Source organism: Lacticaseibacillus camelliae DSM 22697 = JCM 13995, from assembly GCF_001436615.1.
GTDB classification, from domain to species: Bacteria; Bacillota; Bacilli; order Lactobacillales; family Lactobacillaceae; genus Lacticaseibacillus; species Lacticaseibacillus camelliae.
Genome location: NZ_AYZJ01000018.1, coordinates 19,874 through 39,159, shown reverse-complemented (window position 1 = coordinate 39,159; position 19,286 = coordinate 19,874). Strand labels below are relative to the sequence as shown.

General features: G+C 52.2%; 17 protein-coding genes. 15 read left to right on the top strand and 2 right to left on the bottom strand.

What is annotated here, in order from left to right; genetic code table 11:
* The 13 genes from FC75_RS12610 to FC75_RS02875 all read left to right on the top strand — a co-directional run.
* Nucleotides 1–786: LPXTG cell wall anchor domain-containing protein (locus FC75_RS12610; RefSeq protein WP_156403562.1), on the top strand; the 786-nt coding region annotated here is incomplete at its 5' end.
* Nucleotides 787–879: 93 nt separating this feature from the next.
* Nucleotides 880–1,869: a glycosyltransferase family 2 protein gene (locus tag FC75_RS02930; protein WP_056989080.1), complete on the top strand. Its 990-nt coding sequence runs from the start codon at nt 880–882 to the stop codon at nt 1,867–1,869.
* A 13-nt stretch (nt 1,870–1,882) separates the two neighbouring features.
* Nucleotides 1,883–2,803: a glycosyltransferase family 2 protein gene (locus FC75_RS02925; protein ID WP_162261092.1), complete on the top strand. Its 921-nt coding sequence runs from the start codon at nt 1,883–1,885 to the stop codon at nt 2,801–2,803.
* A complete protein-coding gene (locus FC75_RS02920; RefSeq protein ID WP_056989078.1) occupies nt 2,800–3,741 on the top strand; it encodes a glycosyltransferase family A protein in 942 nt (313 codons plus the stop codon). The genes FC75_RS02925 and FC75_RS02920 overlap by 4 nt, the downstream gene beginning before the upstream one ends.
* Nucleotides 3,742–3,811: 70 nt before the next feature.
* Entirely contained in the window at nt 3,812–5,338 is a 1,527-nt protein-coding gene (locus FC75_RS02915) for a glycosyltransferase (protein ID WP_056989077.1), read from the top strand.
* Between the two features lie 9 nt (nt 5,339–5,347).
* A complete protein-coding gene (locus FC75_RS02910; RefSeq protein ID WP_054663191.1) occupies nt 5,348–6,166 on the top strand; it encodes a hypothetical protein in 819 nt (272 codons plus the stop codon).
* A gap of 129 nt (nt 6,167–6,295) precedes the next feature.
* Nucleotides 6,296–7,159, top strand: coding sequence for an accessory Sec system glycosyltransferase Asp1 (gene asp1, locus FC75_RS02905; RefSeq protein ID WP_056989076.1), 864 nt, complete (start codon nt 6,296–6,298; stop codon nt 7,157–7,159).
* Between the two features lie 164 nt (nt 7,160–7,323).
* Nucleotides 7,324–10,077 carry a YfhO family protein gene (locus FC75_RS02900; RefSeq protein ID WP_056989075.1) on the top strand — a complete coding sequence of 918 codons (2,754 nt, stop codon included), beginning with the start codon at nt 7,324–7,326 and terminating at the stop codon, nt 10,075–10,077.
* 9 nt (nt 10,078–10,086) lie between these two features.
* On the top strand, nt 10,087–10,443 hold the full coding sequence (locus FC75_RS02895) for a hypothetical protein (protein ID WP_056989074.1): 357 nt from the start codon (nt 10,087–10,089) through the stop codon (nt 10,441–10,443).
* A 67-nt stretch (nt 10,444–10,510) separates the two neighbouring features.
* Nucleotides 10,511–11,083, top strand: coding sequence for a hypothetical protein (locus FC75_RS02890; RefSeq protein WP_156314335.1), 573 nt, complete (start codon nt 10,511–10,513; stop codon nt 11,081–11,083).
* A gap of 179 nt (nt 11,084–11,262) precedes the next feature.
* On the top strand, nt 11,263–12,219 hold the full coding sequence (locus FC75_RS02885; RefSeq protein WP_054663216.1) for a glycosyltransferase family 2 protein: 957 nt from the start codon (nt 11,263–11,265) through the stop codon (nt 12,217–12,219).
* Nucleotides 12,220–12,294: 75 nt separating this feature from the next.
* Entirely contained in the window at nt 12,295–12,738 is a 444-nt protein-coding gene (locus FC75_RS02880; protein ID WP_054663220.1) for a GtrA family protein, read from the top strand.
* Nucleotides 12,739–12,930: 192 nt separating this feature from the next.
* The gene (locus FC75_RS02875; RefSeq protein ID WP_054663223.1) at nt 12,931–13,527 is read left to right on the top strand and encodes a hypothetical protein; all 597 of its coding nucleotides are present in this window, start codon (nt 12,931–12,933) and stop codon (nt 13,525–13,527) included.
* A gap of 86 nt (nt 13,528–13,613) precedes the next feature.
* On the opposite strand, the gene FC75_RS02870 is transcribed toward FC75_RS02875, so the two are convergent.
* Nucleotides 13,614–14,654 (bottom strand): zinc-binding dehydrogenase, encoded by a 1,041-nt coding sequence (locus tag FC75_RS02870; RefSeq protein WP_056989073.1) that lies wholly within the window; start codon nt 14,652–14,654, stop codon nt 13,614–13,616.
* 285 nt (nt 14,655–14,939) lie between these two features.
* Nucleotides 14,940–15,851: a polyphosphate kinase 2 family protein gene (locus FC75_RS02865; protein ID WP_056989072.1), complete on the bottom strand. Its 912-nt coding sequence runs from the start codon at nt 15,849–15,851 to the stop codon at nt 14,940–14,942.
* A gap of 493 nt (nt 15,852–16,344) precedes the next feature.
* Between FC75_RS02865 and FC75_RS02860 the strand changes: the two genes are divergently transcribed.
* Both FC75_RS02860 and FC75_RS02855 read left to right on the top strand, forming a co-directional pair.
* A complete protein-coding gene (locus tag FC75_RS02860) occupies nt 16,345–17,607 on the top strand; it encodes a substrate-binding domain-containing protein (RefSeq protein ID WP_054663226.1) in 1,263 nt (420 codons plus the stop codon).
* A 131-nt stretch (nt 17,608–17,738) separates the two neighbouring features.
* The gene (locus tag FC75_RS02855; RefSeq protein ID WP_056989071.1) at nt 17,739–19,277 is read left to right on the top strand and encodes a sugar ABC transporter ATP-binding protein; all 1,539 of its coding nucleotides are present in this window, start codon (nt 17,739–17,741) and stop codon (nt 19,275–19,277) included.
* Nucleotides 19,278–19,286 lie beyond the last annotated feature (9 nt).

Here is a 19,286-nt window from a genome sequence, read left to right as displayed (position 1 = left end):
GGTACGACCGGCGACAAGGGCGCAACCGGCGACAAGGGCGCAACCGGCGACAAGGGTACGACTGGCGACAAAGGCACGACCGGCGACAATGGCTTACCAAGTAATGCTAGTCAAGTTGGTATACCTGCCGATGGTATTCGTGAGTACACGATTAGCGTCGTAGCAGAACCGGTTTACCAGGAGTCAGAGTCTAAAGACCCAACAGGTGATCCAACCGGCGATCCAACTGGGAATCCTAAAGGCGATCCAACCGGTGACCCAACTGGGAATCCTACAGGTGATCCAACCGGTGACCCAACTGGGAATCCTACAGGGGATCCAACAGGGGATCCAACTGGGAATCCTACAGGTGATCCAACAGGGGATCCAACTGGGAATCCTACAGGTGACCCAACTGGGAATCCTACAGGCGATCCAACAGGCGATCCAACAGGTGACCCAACAGGTGATCCAACTGGGAATCCTACAGGTGATCCAACAGGTGATTTGACAGGTACGCCGAATGTCTCGACACATGCTGTGCCGAGTGGAGATGCCTCTCGAGGGTCAGAGGGCAACTCAACAATCCTGACTGAGGGTCCTGCCTCACTTCCAGGCGTTGGTCAAAAAGAATCGTATGCACTTGGCAACGGGGGCATTTCCGGTTCACAGACTTTACCAAAGACTGGCGAAACAGAGAATGGAAACATTGTTCTTGCGGGTGTTGGCTTAACGGTTTTGGACGCTTTGGCAGCATTCGAGTTAGCCAAGAAACGCCGCAACGCAAAAGACGATAGGCTGTACTAAGTTTAATAAATGCGAGCCTTGAACAAGCTGGTTGCCTCGGTTAATCTGGGGTGGTCAGCTTGTTCTCTATGTATGGTGAAGAGGTAATTACAGATGAAAAAGGTTTCGATTATTATTCCTTATCATAGTGAAACATACGCGCAAATTAGGCGTGCTTTTGCCAGTGTCACAATGCAAGTAGGGGTTTCATTTAACGATATTGAGGTTTTGCTAGTGGGTGATGGCGTGGCCCCGTTACCCAATGCACTTTTTCCCTCCCCCAAAGATTTATTGGTGCGGCAGCTCAATTACGAACCAAGTCGCGGCGCAGGGGTAGCCCGGCAAGCAGGCATTGACCACACCACAGGGCGTTACATTATGTTTATCGACGCTGACGATGAACTAATTGATGTGTTTGCGCTGAAGCATTTGATGGCGCCTATCTCGGTGCAAGATTATGACCTTGTGGTGGCGCGCTACACGAAGCAGCAACGAGGCCGCCAAGGCTTCAATTATGTGCTTTCTGCCAAACGTGACTGGAAGGCTGCGTACGGGAAGTTATACCAACGAGACTATCTCACACGCGTTGGGTTGCGATGGCACCCAGATTTACGTATTTTTGAGGATACCTATTTTGTCGGCTCTGCCTGCGAGCTTGCCCAGAATATCTATTATCTTGATCAATCGGTTTACGTCTGGTTATGGAATCCGAACTCAACAGTCCGTAAGAATGGCCACTCATTTGATCATCAATTGCACGTTTGGGCGCGCTCTAATCGCTACAGTTTGGCTGTACTACGTCAAAAAAAGCCGAGCGTCTGGCCAAGAGACTTCTATCGCTATATGGCCGATTTGTATTACCGCCAGAACCAGCACACCCCTGCTGACCCAGTGAAATTTGCCGAGGAGCAGACCGCGTTACTAGTGGAAAACCGAACACTTTGGACTAATGAGGGAGAACAGCAAATACGTGATCTTGTTGCTCGTTTTCGGCAGCCTGGCGAATCGTACGCTGGGCAGTCCGCGGACGGCCTCGATGAGTATATGAAAGATCAGGATCATCTCCTGCGGGAAGCGTTCCTCCGTGAGGTGCAAAATGACTAGTCCATGGTTAAGTTTGATCATTCCATATAACTTGAATTATGGAACGGATTTTGAACGTGCACTGTCTTCTGTCTTTACACAGATAGGTGTAGACTTAAACCAACTCGAAGTAATCGCTGTCAATGATGGCGGGCCAGCGTTGAGTGAAGGTATCACGGAGCGGTGGCCGCTTCGTGAATATCTAATGACGGAGAGCAGGGGTGCCGGTGTTGCCCGCCAAACGGGGCTGAATCACGCCCATGGGGCATATGCAATGTTTTTGGATGCAGACGACATGCTGGCCAGCCCGATTGTTCTTCATGATTTTTTTAAGGCCAGTCGGGCGTCTCCGGACGTGATTGTCGCGCCGTTTTGGGGCGAGTCAAGGGCTGGTGAGGGCGTAGACTATACGCTTCACGCCGCCTCCGACCACTCGGCGGTGTACGCTAAAGCATTTCGCATGGGTTATTTGAAAAGAATAGGCTTAACCTTTCACCCTTCGCTTCGAGTTTACGAAGATGTTTACTTTACTAGCCTGGCTTTGGATTTGACTACTAGCATCACTCGGTTGACTCGGCCGGCATATGTCTGGCGCTTAAATTGGCAATCTACAGGCCGCCGAGATCATTTTTCGATGGCATTCAATGATGCCGCATGGCTGCAATCTGGACGCTATCGGCTTCAGTTCATACAGTCCCATGCGGCTGATCGCTGGGGACATGACTTCTATGAGCTGATCAGCGGCCTTTATGTCCACGCAAAAAAGTATCCGCCGAGTGATTTAGCTGCGTTGAAGGATGAGGTGCGCAAGTTGATGGCAGAGAATCGCCAGTGGTGGCAGCTTCATGATGCACATGCACTGGTCCGCCGCCTTGCAATCGATAAGGCACAAGCACAGAACCTTAAATCATCTGATATTGACGATTATCTAGACTTTTTGGAGGAGCAGACATGAACAAGACGTTGAGCATCATCATTGCCATCGAATCAGCGAATGTAGAGGACCTAGTGGTACCACTTTCGTCGATCAACAATCAGCTGGGCGTAGATTTTAGCCAAGTTGAGGTCCTACTGATTGATAACGGTCGCTATCAGCTAGATGATTTGGAGCCCCTGCGCGTCTTCAATCACCTAAAGTTTCGGTACATTAAACCGGCGAAAATCTGGTCCTGGCCATTTGCTTTTGAGCAGGGCGTGATGCTGGCTACGGGCACTTATGTGGCCTTCATGGGGCCTAATATGCAGTTCAATTCGATTGATGTACTCCAACAGTTCTTTGCCACGGCGTCGGCGCATCCTGAAGCCCAGGTGGTCTCTGGACTGTTGATGCACCAGGAAATGAACCCAGATCGCAGCTTTAGCTATCGGGTCGAGTCTGCCTCACACTTTCTGGGTGGTCGCTTCATCAACCGCGCATTGATGATGCAAAGTCAGATCAAATTTGAAGACTTTGGCGCGTACACTGAGACACTCGTTGCGCAGCTGATCGATGCCGTCGCCCAATCGGCACTAAGCTTGGACAGCGCGGTGACTGTGCAGTTTCTTGGCCGAACGGTTTCGGATGTAGTGTTGCACCCGGCTCCTGAAAAACTGCAGCTGGATTGGATTCGTATGATGACGCGCTACTTGTTCAGATTGCGAACGCTTGCGCCAGAGCATTATATTCAGGCCCTTGCCACTACCATCGTTCGTTTCTATTCTCAGGCCGGACATGATTCAGCCATGGTGGCGCAGATGGCTGAACTAACCGCTCAGAATGCCCCTGAATGGCCGCAAGTGCTTGCTTTCGTCAACAAACAGCGCGACCAGGATCAAGCGCCGGCAGCACCCTGGAACGCCGAACCATCAGCCTTTTCGAATTACTTGCAGCGGGTGTCGCCTTTAAGGGCATAGACTGAAACAAAAAACAGCCACATTGCCTGGAGGCAACGGAACGATAGGCAATTATATCCTGGAGGGTCGTATGTTCTACTTTATTGGTAACACGCTGGGTACTCAGATCACTGGGATAGAAAGCGCTCAGCTCAAAAGACTGAAACTTTTTGCTCAATTTGGCGAGCCGGCAAAACTTGTCACTGCAGACAGGCAGATGAATCGTGCAGAAACGGCGGTAAAATATGGCCTAAACGCCTCTAGTTACGTGAATTTGCTCGACTTTGTTTGTGGAATCCCCTTTGACTACCATGCACGCGTCACGTTGGCCAGTTTGGGGGTGGCTTCCCCTCATGTCCGTCGCAGGCTGAGTCCCAACGAGGTCGACTATTACGATGGTAATCAACTGGTGGAAACCATTTATCACAAATCACTGTCGGAACAGGTTCAACTGATCCGCTATTACGATGCCAAAGGACGCTACCGCATCGAAGAAGAATTTGATTCAAGAGGATTCGTTGGGGTTCGCCGCTTTTACGATGAGAACCAGCAGATGACTCACCGTGATTATCTTTCGCCGGCTGGGCGATTGTGTTTACGTGTGTTCATAAGTAATTCCCGGGATTCGTCTATTGCGGCCATTCAGGTCTTTGAACCGGACGGACGACTCATTCAACTCAGCGGGGAACAGACGCTGCGACGTTACTTTTTCGACAAGCTCAATCTGACAACAGAACGAAATGTTTTTGTCTCTGACCGAACGCGAAAGAATGGGTGGGCGTTGGAGCACATGACGACCAATGCGTTCAAGCTTTTTCACCTGCATAATGTGCATGCCCAAAATCTTCGCAGTGACCCGGCCTCCACGCGCTGGAATGAAAGTTACCGTCAAGCACTCAACAATTTAGATTTATGGCAAGGCGGCATCGTGTTGACTGATCAGCAACTGGCCGATGTGACCCGCACTTTGCCAAGATCTAAATTCTTCAAGGTTCCGGCCGTGGTGATTACCCAAGAAAGATTGAGTGCTCCGCATGTTTCGTTGAAGCAGCGGACCCCTGGCAAGATCGTTGCGGTGGCGAGAATTGATCGGCAGAAAAATCTCGAGGAATTGGTGCAGATTATTGCGCTGATTCATCAACAGCGGGCGGATGTCACCTTGGATATCTGGGGCTTGGTTCAAGACCGAGACTATCAAGCGAAAATCGAGTTTTTGATTCAACAATTGCACTTGACGCAGGTCGTCAAAATGCGGGGGTTCTCAGATAATATTGGGCAGGCCTATGACCAAGCGCAGCTGATGATTCTCACAAGCCGGGTTGAGGGGACGGTACTGGCTCTGGCGGAGGCACAATCACACGGCGTTCCTGTTATCTCATACGATTTCAAGTACGGGCCGCGTGAGTTTATTATCCCCGGAGAAAATGGTGCCATTGTCCCAGTGGGGGCCCGTCAAAATGCCGCTGAGCTGGCCCTGACGTGGCTCAACGACGCGGCAACTTGGCAGCAATATTCTGAGGGGGCCTACCGGGATTCTCGGCGTTATGATGCTGAGACGGTATTTGGCTACTGGCGGCACGTGAAAACACAATCCGCAATCTTTTACGGAAAGGAATAAGGCCGAGAGATGGATTATTTTGTCGAAACGACGCTCGATTCACCAGCTGAGCCAAGCGAGAAGGCTGCATTGGCGCGCCTTGATGTTTTCAACGCCTTGCACCGGTACGCTAGGCTTTACCTGACTGACTATTCCCCTGTTTGGGCTGGTATTGTGCCCGACAGTCAACGCAATCGCGTGACGGGGTTGTTCGATCAGGTCCAGCAGGCCGCTGCAGTCGCACCCAGACTGTTTTCCTTGCAGAACCTGGATGGCGTGCTCGGTCTTTATGATCGGCGGACTGCTTCGGCACAAAGACGTCTATATGAGTATACGGATGGCGATAGGGTGATTGCCGGCGTGCATCTTTTTGAAAATGGCGGTGTGGACACAGTGACTTTTGTGGGGACTGGCGGGGCCACACTGGAAGTTGATCAGTACGATGCCCGTGGTTTTCTATCGCGCCGACAGGTTCGTTATGCCAATCGGCTGGTAGCTGAAGAGTATCTCACTCCGCACGGTGAGGTGAGACTCGAGCTCACTTATGGCGCTACGGGTAGAGTTGAATTGGTCCGCGAGCCTGACAGTGGGGAGACTTTTTCAACCTTCCGAACCTGGCAGCGCCATCGCTGCGAGCAGGCGCTACGGAGCGCAGAAAACATAGTGTCTAGTGAGCAGATCGCGCTTGATTTGTTAAAGAATATTTCAGTGCGGAAGTTCTATTACCAGCCGGGGCAACTTGGCTGGGTTCGAAAGAGCCCTAGCCAGGCAAAAAGTCGCGTGGTCATTGACGAGTTCAGTGAGGAGCAGGAAACCATTATAACCGAGTGGGCGAAGGCACTTGGGTAATCGTCAAGAATCACGCGAGGGCTTTGGTGAGTTGGCCCAAGATGTTGTGAATGAAATGGGTTACTGCTTCATTGGGCATTTGTTGTCCGGACTATCAGTTAGGTGTTCCAGCAATTGGAGGTCACGCGAATGGTTGCGTATTTTGTCACCGGTATCTTGAAGAATCCCCCTTCAGCCCTTGACGAGGTGCTGTATGAACGGGTCAAAGTCTTTTCCAGTCTGGGCATTCAGGCAAAAATCGTCGCGGTTGGGTATGCCCCTGAATGGCTAGAGGCAGCGCAGACCTGTGGGGTCGCCGAAGGGCAGGTCATTGCGGTCTTTGATCGGCTGCAGGAGGTAGGAAATCTGCCAATTCAGCCCCTGCGGCTCGCTGATTATCATGAGTTGGATGATGCCGATCGGCAAGCACGTGATGGTCGATTGACGTATCTAAAGGATGGTCGGCGGTACGCAACGGTCGACCTCGGCGACGGTGACGAGGTTCGCGTAGTGAATTTCTATGACGCTGCCGATCAAGTTGAACGGTCTGAGATTTATGATCCACGAGGGTTTAAGAGCCAAGTCCTGCGGTATACCAGCAAACGGTTGGACGAAGTAGACTATCTGACGCCGGCAGGCAACATTGCAATCGTTCAGGAATTCGGGGAGATTGTGCGCACCAGCGTTTTGGCTAGGCAACAAAGTTATGATAGTTTCGATGATTTTGCGACTGCCATGTTAATGGCATTTGTCCGCTCGGGAGACTTGGTTGTGGCCGAGCAGCCTGAGTATCAGGCCATTGTTGCGCAGCTACCGGTGACGATCCAACGTGGTTATGATTTAGCGGATGCTGCGATGGCGGTTACGCCACAGCCGACGGATCTAGTGTTAACGCGACAATTCCGACCAAACTTTCCGCAGGCCAAAGTGTTTGATGAAGGGGCGGCCGACGCACAGCTTCAAAAAGGCTGGCGGCGGTTGCTGACTGGACTCGGTATTTTGGCCAGTCAGTGATGGCGGCGATCGGCCGGGCTGTTGACCAGGCACGCTCGTTATTTGTGGGCGTGGTGCCATGCGCGTTTGCGTCTGACTAACAGGCGCAGGGGGAAAACGCGACTTGGCACAGTATTTCAAAATAGTGCAGTATTTATAAACAGGGCATTGGTGGGGAGTAAATCATGAGAGTGACGAAAAATGTGCTTGCGCGCACAGGCCTGTACGCGCTGGTAGCCTTGATCGCGGCGGGAATCGCAATTATCGGGTTAAAGTTGAATGGAATTGCACCTTTTGGGCCGCATACGATTCTGCGAATGGACATGAATCAGCAGTACGTCAGCTATTTCAGTTACCTGAAGCGCAATTTTGGCGACTGGCAGCATTTTCTGTACTCAAACAATATGACGCTTGGCGGCAACATGTTTGGGCTGATGACTTACTATCTGATGAGCCCATTTAATATCATTATTTTCATGTTTCCATACTCGCAGTTGCCGATTGCGCTCGCTTGGATCGCCGTGGCTAAAAATGCGGCCGCATCAGTGTCTATGCTTGTCTTAGTTCGTTACTTCATTCGCCGCTATCAGCTGCAGGTGGGTGTGCCACTGCAGATTTTACTGGCGATATCCTGGGGCTTTTCCGGCTGGATGCTGCACTTTTCAATGGATCTGATGTGGCAGGATACGGTCATTTTGCTGCCATTAGTGGTTCTCGGTGTGGAGCGCTACATTGAGCATACTCGCTGGGCATTCTACGCTGTGATGCTCGGTCTGTCTTTAATCATCAACTACTACATCGGCTACATGGTCGCGCTGTTCCTCGTTCACTATTTTATTCTCAGAATGGTGATTGAGTGGCGTATTCACAATTGGACGTTCAAGCGGATTATGTTGAAGTTAGGCTACTTTGGGGCAATTTCGCTCGTCACGGTCGGATTGGCCTGGGTCGTGATCTGGCCAACGCTGAAGACGCTGCAAGGGGTAAAAGGCACTCATCCCTACCATTTTAATTTCAATAATAGCTGGGTCCTCGATCGCCTCTTTAACAACTTTTTTAACATGACCTACACGAAGTACAGTTGGAACGCCTCTGCGCCGATGATATACACTGGCGTAATCGTGATGGGGTTACTGCTGGCTTTCCTGTGTGCCAAGCAGATACCAGGGGTGATCAGAGCAGCGACTGCTGGGATTCTCCTTCTATTAATTGCCGAGTCGTATTTTGATGGCACAAACGCTGCCTGGCATGGTTTTAACGAGCCAATTGGGTTTCTTCAGCGGTGGTCCTTTGTGTTTTCCTTCCTCTTCATTCTGATTGCGCTGTTTGTCTTAGGAATGATGCGACTGAGTAAGGTAGCCACGCGGCGTGTCTTCTTGGTCACTGTGCTCATCGGGGTCATGGTGGCGTTCAGGCAGCTAAGAATATTTGGCAAGATGGGAGATTACGGGTCTAATCAGTTTACTTCGTTGACGTTTACTTACAATGTCGGTGCAATGATTGCCGCGGCCTTAGCCTTGACACTCTATTTTTCTTTTCCTAAGTGGCGCCGCGTCACCGGATTGTTGGTTGCGGTCATTGGGCTGAGCGATCTGGCAGTGGCGACGGTGTGGAGCTATGGCCATCAGCAACCTTATTTCAACATGGCCAGGTATTCAACCGAGGTGCGTCACACGAATGCTGCGGTGGCGTGGATTCAAAAACATGATTCCAGTGACTTTTATCGTATGGAACTGAATTATCAACGTTCCCGGAGTGATCCAATGGAGTTCGGTTTCAATGGGCTGACTCATTTTAGTTCGAGCCAGCCCCGGGCAATCGACTATTTGATGCAGGAGATGGGTTATCTGCACAGCTCTCCTTGGACCTCCTATAATGGCGGTTCCACCCGGGCGGCTGACGATTTCTTCGGCATCAGGTATCTGGTTGAGGGCCCTTCAGGGGTCACCAACCGGGGCAGTAAGCTGGTGACTCAGGGACTGAAGAAACTTAAAACACTCAATGGGTATACGATCTACGAGAACCCCGCGGCGCAGCACATGGGCGTTGTGGCGCCGGATAAGACAACCCGCAAGCCCTCGTGGTCGACTTACTTGTATATGGCCAATGCATACAATATCAGTTACGTCTATCGTGATATTACGGGAATCAAAGGCCTATATTTAAACCGCGGCGGGGTGAAAGAAACTGAGCGGAATCTAAAATCGCGGACTGTCGCGTTTACGATTCCTGGTGGAGGTATGAATCACCCGCTTTATCTTCAACTAGTGACTGATTCCCTTTACACGCTGTTGCCAGAGTCTGATCCTGATATTGATGTGTATGTGGATGGCCGGCGGGTCACCACGGATGGCACGGAAAATGAGAACGCGGTCATTCCGCTGGGCGCGTTTCCAGTCAATCAAACCTTAAAAGTGCAACTAAAGGTCCACGACTTTACGATGGTTGAGAAAAAAAAGGCGCATAAGAAAATCACGCATTTGCCTAAATATAACGTCAACGTGGGCTACGGCGAGGTATTTAAGGCTGTACAAAAAAAGATGGCCACTCAGCCGGTAGCCATGCACCGGCTGACGACGACCCACTGGGATGGTTCCGTCACGGCTGCTGCCGCGCATCAATCGCTGATCATGACCCTGCCTTATGACACCGGGTGGCAGGTCACAGTCGACGGGAAGCCTGTGAAGGCACACAAGTACCTGGAAATGATGAAAATTAATCTGAATTCTGCAGGGAAACACCACGTCGACTTAGTTTATGATTTTCCTCAGTTGCGTCAGGGCCTGAAGGTTAGCCTGGCCGCTGGGGTCGGTCTGATTATTTTGCTGATCGTCCAGGCGTTCACGGTTTGGGGATGGCGTATCCGCAATCGGCGTTTGGAACGGGTGGCAGCAGCCAATGCGCCTTTGTTTGATCCACATCACTTCGATTATCGGTAGGAGGGCATCATGGGTATTTTTCATCAAAAATCAGCGTTCAAAGAGACCGCCAACTTTCCGGATTATTACTTTCTTGATCGCATCGCGCCGACTATTTCTGCCGACCGCGCGGCGCATCTGATGGCAGTGAAGGCAGTCCTTGGCGACAAACAGATTCCAGTCTTATCTGGCGGCTTAGATCCGCGGGCGGAGGATAATTTTGAGATTTATCGGGATAAAGGTCACTTTTTTGCGGACAGCGCAGTGCACGAGAATTTTTTTGCGGAACTGCATGGACACGCTCGCACTAAAGGGCTTGAGATGACCGCCCTACCGCTCAACGGTTACCTCGGCGAGTTGGAGCCTTACGAGGATTATGGCGCGTAGTGCCACTGTGTATAATAATCGCCAAAATCAACCAGTTTATCGGGTTGACCGAGACGAGGCTGGGACGGTGACCGCCATCAATTATTACGCCGATGGGAAACCTGTCCGCGTTGACACGTACGATCACCACCACTGCCTGCTGATGTCCGAACAGTTCGGGGCCGTTGCTAATGCCACGCAGAGCGATGTGGCGGTGGATGCCGCAAGTGTCCACAGTCTTATGAGTCGGACCCTGTATTCCGAGGAAGGACGGCCTGTATTTTCGCAGACGTATTCACCGGCGCAGCTGTGGTTACTTGACGAACACGCCGTTCCAATTCGCCTTTTTAATACTGAAGCCGCGATGATGGCCTGGTGGCTCACCGACCATGTGGATAAGCACAATCGAATCTATCTGGCGGCGGATAACAGCATTTTTGATCAGCTTGCAGGGTATGACAAGCTCCGGGTGCACCTAGTCCCAATCGTTCAAGATCAAATCGAAATTTCCAAGTTGTCAGGAAGCCCATTTCCTGAAATCATCGTCAATGAGTTGTTAAAGCCCGACAGCTATGCGCAGTTTGCCGATAAAGTCACTACCATGCCCAGTTGGCGGGCGTTTAAGAAAAATCGTGGCTGGTCCGTCTTTCGAAGGTATTGAGATGTTTGGGTCATTTGGGGCGAACTCACACTGCGTATAGTCATCTGCGCAGTGTGAGTTTGGTATGTATATGAGCGGAATGGACGGGGCTCTGTAGTGCACATGAGCGCCCGCGTGGTTTTTGGCGCTGATGGTTTGCGATTAGCGATTCTGGAGAAGTAAGAGTAGGGGTGAGGAATATGGAGAGATTACTGCTTGCAGTGCCATGCTACAACGAAGCAGATAACGTTGAGGAATTATATCAGCGAGTGGTGACTGATATCGATTTTGCCGGATTGGGGCTGGCACACGAGGTCTTGTTTATCAATGATGGCAGCACGGATCAGACTGGTGAGATTATCAAAGCGTTGGCGCACAAACATGAGGACGTCTCGTATATATCGCTGTCCCGCAATTATGGGAAAGAGACGGCGATGGTGGCGGCCTTTGATTATTTTCATCACGATGCCATGATCATGATGGATGCGGACCTGCAGCACCCGCCGGTATTAGTTAACGATATGATCAAGCTTTGGCGATTGGGCTACGAGGATGTGTACGCAAAGCGTAATAAGCGTGAAGGTGAAAGTTGGTTCAAAATCAAGACTTCGCAGTGGTTCTATCGCCTGTTGGGGGCAATCTCCCGGACCCCGGTAACACCGGATGCCGGTGATTTTCGCTTGCTGGATAAAAAGGTGGTGGTAGCACTGAGGGCGCTTCGTGAATCGCAGCGGTACACCAAAGGTCTGTACAACGTGGTGGGGTTTCGCAAAGTCGCAATCGACTTTGACGCGGCGCCTCGGTTGCACGGCAAGTCGAAGTGGAGCCTCTTTAACTTGATCAATTTAGCATCTGAGGGGGTCACTTCTTATACGACCGCGCCACTTCGGTTGTCCACCTTTCTGGGTTTTATCGTGTCGGGCTTTGCATTTCTTTACATGATCTATTTATTTGTGAAGACCATTATTGTTGGCCCGACTCAGTCAGGGTTCCCTACCATCGTGATTTTGATTCTTTTCCTTGGTGGATGTATCTTGATTTCTAATGGGATTCTTGGCGAGTACTTGGCGCGAGTGTTCATGGAGTCGAAGAATCGGCCACTGTATTTTGTTGAAGAAAAGAAGACCAACGATGAGCAGCGGGACTCATCACGGTGATACTGGGCTCGGCGGTTTGATTGATGAGGATAGAGTGCGAGCAGATTTCAGCTAGACTAGGCGAGGAGAAATAAAGTGAAACACTTTGTATTACAAGGGCAAGCATGGCTCAAGAAGCGACGATTGTGGGACGTCGTGACCTATATTTTCTTTGGTGGGCTCACCACCGTAGTCAACATTGTGACGTTTGCTGTCGCGATTCATGCGGGTATGCATTGGTGGATCGCCAATTTTATTGCGTGGGTCTTATCAGTTGCTTTCGCGTTCGTGACCAATAAGCTCGGGGTTTTCAATTCCCATACAGCAAGCGTGCGAGAGCTGATTTGGGAGGCGACTAAGTTTGTCTTTGCGCGCGTGGTCAGTCTGGGCATCGATTACGGCTTTATGGCGCTGTTTATCACCTGGTTAAAACTTGGGGAAGGCCTTGCTAAAGTGCTGACGCAATTTGCAATTGTGGTCGCCAATTATGCGTTCAGTAAGTTCATTATTTTCAAAAATAAACCTGCGGCAAAGGCGTGAATTATCTCCAATCACGTGAGACTGAAAGTAAATTTTTGCTGAGAGCGTCCAACGAGTTAGTAACCTGAAAGTATCAGGCCCTTTTAGAAATCACCCTCAAATTGGTGTACAATGATTGTACTCACAACTGATTTACGGAGCTGAGTTGCTCCTAGGTTGCAGTTTCGAGAATCAACGAAAGAAGGCAATTCAATGCCAGCATTAACTATTGCAGGACGCACCTATTCGCAGTTGCCAATTCCAGAAAATTATCAGGTCGTGGAGGACCAGCTGGTGCCGCGTGATGGCGAAAGTGTCCACATGCGGCGTTACCAGCCGAAGGAGTTACCCCAAGAAGCGATTGGCCGCGAGCACATCACCGTGGTGTATCGCGACGATGGGTTCCTTTATACGTACAATGCGCTGACCCAGCCGCTGACTGGGGCGCTTCCCTGCTTGGACGCAGCGTGGGACCACGCGGAGAAAATCTGGCAGGATGTCAACCCGGACTACCGCCAGCAGCTGGAGCGCCTCCGCACGCTGGGAAATCAGACGCGAAGCTATACTAACGCTGCTGGTAAAAAGGTAACGATTCCGATTTTGTGGGCCAAGTACGCCAACAAAGTCGTTGAGGGCAGTTATGAATGGATCGGCCTTGGCCCGGGTAACACAGTAGTTGAGTTTGAGTGCCACAATCTGTGGGATTACGCCGCGGGCCGCGAGCAAACGGAAATGTGGTACTCTGACACTTGGATCCTTGCCCGGCGCGGCCTTGGTCCGCAGTTGCAGCCACCACTGGCGAAGGCCTAAGCCACTTGTTATCATATTAGAATCAACAAAAGACAGCTGTTTTCCTGATTGGGGAAACCAGCTGTCTTTTTGTCTGACGCGTGCAATCAGTCGGTAACGACCAGCGACTTAATGGCTTCGCGCTTGTCCATGGCCTGGTAGGCGGCCTCGATCTCATCTAACTTGAACGATTTAGTGAAGACTTTGCCGGGGTGAATTGTGCCATCGAGAACTGCCTTCAGTAGGAATTCCTTGTCGTAAGTGGTGACCGAAGCAATCCCGCCAGTCACGGTGATATTCCGTGAGAAGACGGGCTTTAGATCCATCGCGGAGTTGTGCGGAATGCCGACGCGGCCAACGCGTGCGCCTGGCCGGCCAACCTTGAGGGCTGTGTCAACCGCCTGTTCGGTGCCGACACACTCCAAAACAGCATCGGCACCGACGCCGTTCGTGAGCGCCATGACTTTGGCCACGCCGTCGTCGCCGCGCTCAGGCACGATATCGGTGGCACCGAATTCAACGGCAAGCTTTTGGCGATCCTCGTGACGGCTCATGGCGATGATCCGCTTGGCGCCACGCATTTGCGCGGCGATGACGCCGCACAAGCCGACGGCGCCATCACCCACGACCACAACGGTGTCACCAGTGCCCACGGTGGCCATGCGCGCGGCGTGATAGCCGGTCGCCATGACGTCAGCCAGGCTGAGCAGTGACTTCAGCATGTCTTCGCTGTAGTCGCTTGGCTGGCCTGGAATTTTGACCAACGCCCACTCACCGTGTTGATAGCGCATGTACTCGGCCTGGGCGCCTTCGCTGAAGTTATCTCGATAGCTGAGGCAATTTGCGTCAAAGCCTGCGCGGCAGGCGGCACAGTGACCGCAGCCGTGAGTGAACGGCGCAATCACGAAATCGCCGGGCGTCACTGTGGTGATGGCGCTGCCGACTGCCTCGACCACGCCAATTGCTTCGTGGCCACCGTTTTGTGAGTGCTCTGGCACTTTATCGAGGCCGCGGTAGTCCCATAGATCAGAGCCGCAGACGCAAGTGCGGACAATGTGTAAGATCACGTCATCTGGTGCCTGAACTTCTGGTTTTGCCACGTCCTCAATGGCTACGTGACCGGGTTTGATAAAAATTGCATCTTTCATCAGCAAATACCTCCATCTTTTGGGTGTTCAAAGAGGCAACACCACTTCACGCTTATTATGCGCGTTATTGTTGCAGACCGCTAAGTCAAAAATGCGCGCTGCGAGGTCATGATGCAGACTGTTATGACATGTTTTAGTAAAACATAGCGTGGCTTTTGCGCCCGTACGCCGTGAAAATGTCCGCTCCCAGCAGGTGACTATCAGTTGGATCAGTTGAGCACAAGCAAACAGCGACTGCCAGGCACCAGTTGCTGATGCTTAGCAGTCGCTGCAACCGTCGTAGTGCTAGTTTTTTGTTGTTGGCCGGGGCTTTTGGCCGGTCAGTTCTTCCAGCGCCGCGTGCAGGCCGGCTTTTTGCTCGGCCGTGACAGTCGGGTAGGCCAAAGGCAAGGTGGCCAGGCGCGCGAGAATCAGTTTAGACACGATTAGCCGCCCAAACCACTTGTTGTCTGCGGGGATGATGTGCCAAGGGGCTTTTTTGGTTGCCGTGCCGGCGATGGCTTCCTGATAGGCCTGCTGGTAGTCGTCCCAGTAGCGGCGTTCGCGAATGTCGGCTTCCGAGAACTTCCAGTTTTTGTCAGGCTGCTCGATCCGGTCGAGGAACCGCTTCTTCTGCTCGCCTTTGCTCATGTGCAGAAAGAACTTTTCAATCACGATGCCGTCGCGGCTGGCCATGCTTTCCATGTGGCGAATATCCTTGTAGCGCCGTTTCCAGAGTTTTGGGGTGACATCTGCGACAGTGTCGATGTGGGGCAAGTGTTCGAGCAGCAGATTCTCGGGGTGCACCCGGTCGACGAGGACTTCTTCGTAATGCGACCGGTTGAAAATGGTGATGTTGCCAGCCTGGGGAAAGGCGACCCGCGTGCGCCACAGGTAGTCGTGCGCCAGTTCCTCAGGGGTAGGCTGCTTGAAAGACACAACGGTGGTGCCCTGCGGGTTCACGCCGGACATGACGTGGCGAATCATGCCATCCTTGCCCGCGGCATCCAGTCCCTGAAAAATCAGCAGCAGGCTGTATCGCTTTTGTGCGTAGAGTTTGCTTTGCGCTTGTGCGAGGTCGTCAACGTTTTGGGCGATTTCGGTCTGGATTTCAGCTTCACTGAGCCCCTGCTCAGTCTTCGGGATATCGGTGTCCCAGTCCTGAATCCTAAAGGGGCCAGTGCCATCGTACGTAAAATGCGTCAAATCAAGTTTCATGTTTGCCTCCTGCATTACTTACCGTCAGTCATCTCCCTTATTATAACTGGCCGGGTATGTTGCATGCCCGGCCGGTCCTTGGCGAGGCGAAATTTTTGCCGTGCGGCTTGATCCGGGTTAAACTGCAACTGTCGCTTGGGAGCTGCCGCCTGAGCGGCTGATCGATTTTGTCATTTCTGTTCCACTCCTCTTCATATTTGAGCCGTCTCCGCTTGGGTCAGCGGAGGCGGCTTTTTAAATGCCTGAGTTGTCTGTTTTACTAAAAAAGCGCGGAATATAGGCAGTAAACAAGTGTTCAAGAACCCGCCACAAGTCGGTAAGACAAGGGAGATATGCCGTGATAACGGCACGTAAAAGATTTCTCATTAAACTAAATTCCCAAAAATATTCTAGGTCCAGCCAATAATATTCTATGGTCCCGCGGCCCTGGCCCCTGTACACTGAGAATCAAGAAAGCGCATACAGGACGCGCTTAAAGGGAGGAAGTTACACCATGAAGAAGCAAAAAGCACTCGGAGCTTTGACTTTGGTTTTGGGGGCATCATTGCTGCTGGTCGCTTGCGGCTCTAAATCAGGCGGCGGCTCTGACAAGACGGTTGCAAACAAAGACAAACCAGTCGTCTTCTATAACCGGCAGCCATCGAACTCGAGCAACGGCAAACTGGATATGACGACCCTGAAGTTCAACAAAGACACGTACTATGTCGGCTTTGACGCCAAGCAAGGGGCCGAAGTTCAAGGCAAGATGGTCAAGGACTACATCACCAAGAATATTTCAACAATCGATCGCAATCATGATGGCATCATCGGGTATGTCCTCGCTATCGGCGACGTTGGCCACAACGACTCGATTGCCCGCACGCGCGGCGTTCGTGAGGCCTTAGGGACCGGCGTGAAGAAGAGCGGCGACATTAACTCTGCACCGGCCGGGATGAACACGGATGGCAAGTCCGGCATTGTTAAGGACAGCAAGCTGACCGTCGGCGGTAAGACATACACGATCCGCGAACTGGCTTCGCAGGAAATGAAGAATAACTCAGGCGCGACCTGGGATGCAGCGACCGCGGGTAACGCGATCGGGACCTGGTCCTCAAGTCTGGGCAACAAGATCGATGTTATCGCCTCTAATAACGACGGCATGGGCATGGCGATGTTCAACGCGTGGTCCAAGAAGAACAAAGTGCCAACCTTCGGCTACGATGCGAACTCTGACGCCGTTGCGGCGATTGGCGAAGGCTACGGCGGTACCGTTAGTCAGCACGCCGACGTGCAAGCTTACCTGACCCTGCGCGTGCTGCGCAACGCCCTGGACGGCGCCAAGAAGGGTGTCGGGATCGAAACAAAGGACAAGACGGGCAACGTTCTGGCCAAGGACACCTACGCATACCGCGCTAACGAGCGTTCCTACTACGCGATGAACGTGCCGGTCACAGCGGACAACTACAAGGATTTCATGAACCCAACCAAGACTTATCCGGATGCTTCCAAGCAGCTTTCGACCAAGACCTCACCGGAAAAGAAGGTATGGCTGGACATCTACAACTCTTCAGATAACTTCCTGGGTTCCACTTACCAGCCACTGCTGAAGAAGTACGCGAAACTGATGAACCTCAAAGTTGAATTTATCGGCGGCGACGGCCAGACCGAATCCAACATCACTAACCGGCTGGGCAACCCGAGCCAGTACGACGCCTTTGCGATCAACATGGTGAAGACTGACAACGGCTCCTCATACACGTCCATTCTGAGTCGGTAATTCCGCCTCTGCATCACTCGCAACTCCAGGGATCAGGGATCGCCCCGTGCTTCTCGCATTTCGGAGCCGCCCCGTTGCCTGGAGTTGTTTTATCAAAAAAATCAAGCAGGCGCTGGAAAGGAAGACGTATTATGCAGGATTCAACATTACTAACACCAGAAAAGCCAGTCATTGGCGATGATGTGATGCTGGCGATTCGTAACCTGAGCAAGTCATTTGGCCGCAACCGGGTCCTTCAACACATCGATATGGACGTGAAGAAGGGATCCGTGATGGGCCTGATGGGTGAAAACGGCGCCGGCAAGTCCACCATGATGAAGTGCCTTTTTGGGATCAAGACCCGGGATGAAGGCCAGTTTTACCTCGATGGTAAGGAGGTGTCCTTCGCCGGCCCCAAGGATGCCTTGGAAAACGGAATCGCGATGGTCCACCAGGAACTCAACCAGGCGCTGGACCGCAGCGTGCTCGACAATCTTTTTCTCGGGCGCTACCCAACGACCTCACTCGGGGTGATCAACGAGGCGCAGATGCGGCGCGAAGCCACGGAGCTCTTCCGGCGGCTGGGGATGACGGTCAACCTGACGCAGCCCATGCGCAAAATGAGTGTGTCACAGCGGCAGATGGTCGAGATTGCCAAGGCGATTTCCTACCATTCAAAGGTGATCGTGCTCGATGAGCCGACTTCCTCGCTGATGGACCGCGAAGTGGAAAAGCTGTTCGACATGGTGCGGATGCTGAAGAACCAGGGCATCTCGATCATCTTCATCTCGCACAAAATGGACGAAGTGTTCCAGATCTGCGATGAGGTGTCTGTGCTGCGTGATGGGCACTTGGTCATGACCAAGAACACGAAGGATACCAACCTGAACGAACTGATCAAGGCCATGGTTGGCCGGCCGTTGGATAACCGGTTCCCGCCGGTCGACAACAAAGTCGGCGACACGATTCTGTCGGTCCAGCACCTATCGACCAAGTACGCGCCGTATCTGCAGGACATCTCGTTTGACGTGGGGCGCGGTGAGATCTTTGGCCTTTACGGCTTGGTCGGCGCCGGGCGCACGGAATTGCTCGAAACCATTTTCGGGGTGCGGACACGCGCGGCGGGTCGCGTGTACTTCAACGGCAAACTGTCTAACTTCAATTCGGCCAGAGACGCGATGGAGCATTGGTTCGCGATGATCACTGAGGAGCGCAAGGCCAACGGCTTGTTCCTGAAAGGCAGTTTGACCTTCAATACGACCATCACCAACTTGAACGCGTATCGCCGCGGGCCGGCGCTGTCGGACCCGAAAATGACCAAGGCCACTCAGCACGAGATCAAGGTCATGAACACCAAGACCATGGGTCCAGACGAACTGATCGCCAGTTTATCAGGCGGCAATCAGCAAAAGGTCATCGTCGGTAAATGGCTGGAACGTGCGCCGCAAGTGTTCATGATGGACGAGCCAACGCGTGGGATCGACGTCGGGGCGAAGTACGAAATCTACGAGCTGATCATCAAGATGGCCAAAGAAGGCAAGACAATCATCGTGGTTTCGTCAGAAATGCCCGAAATCCTAGGCATCACGAACCGGATCGGCGTTATGTCGGACGGTCGGCTGGCGGGGATCGTCGATACCAAGAAGACCAATCAGGAAGAGCTGCTGAGGCTCAGCGCGAAATACATGTAAGGGGGAGAC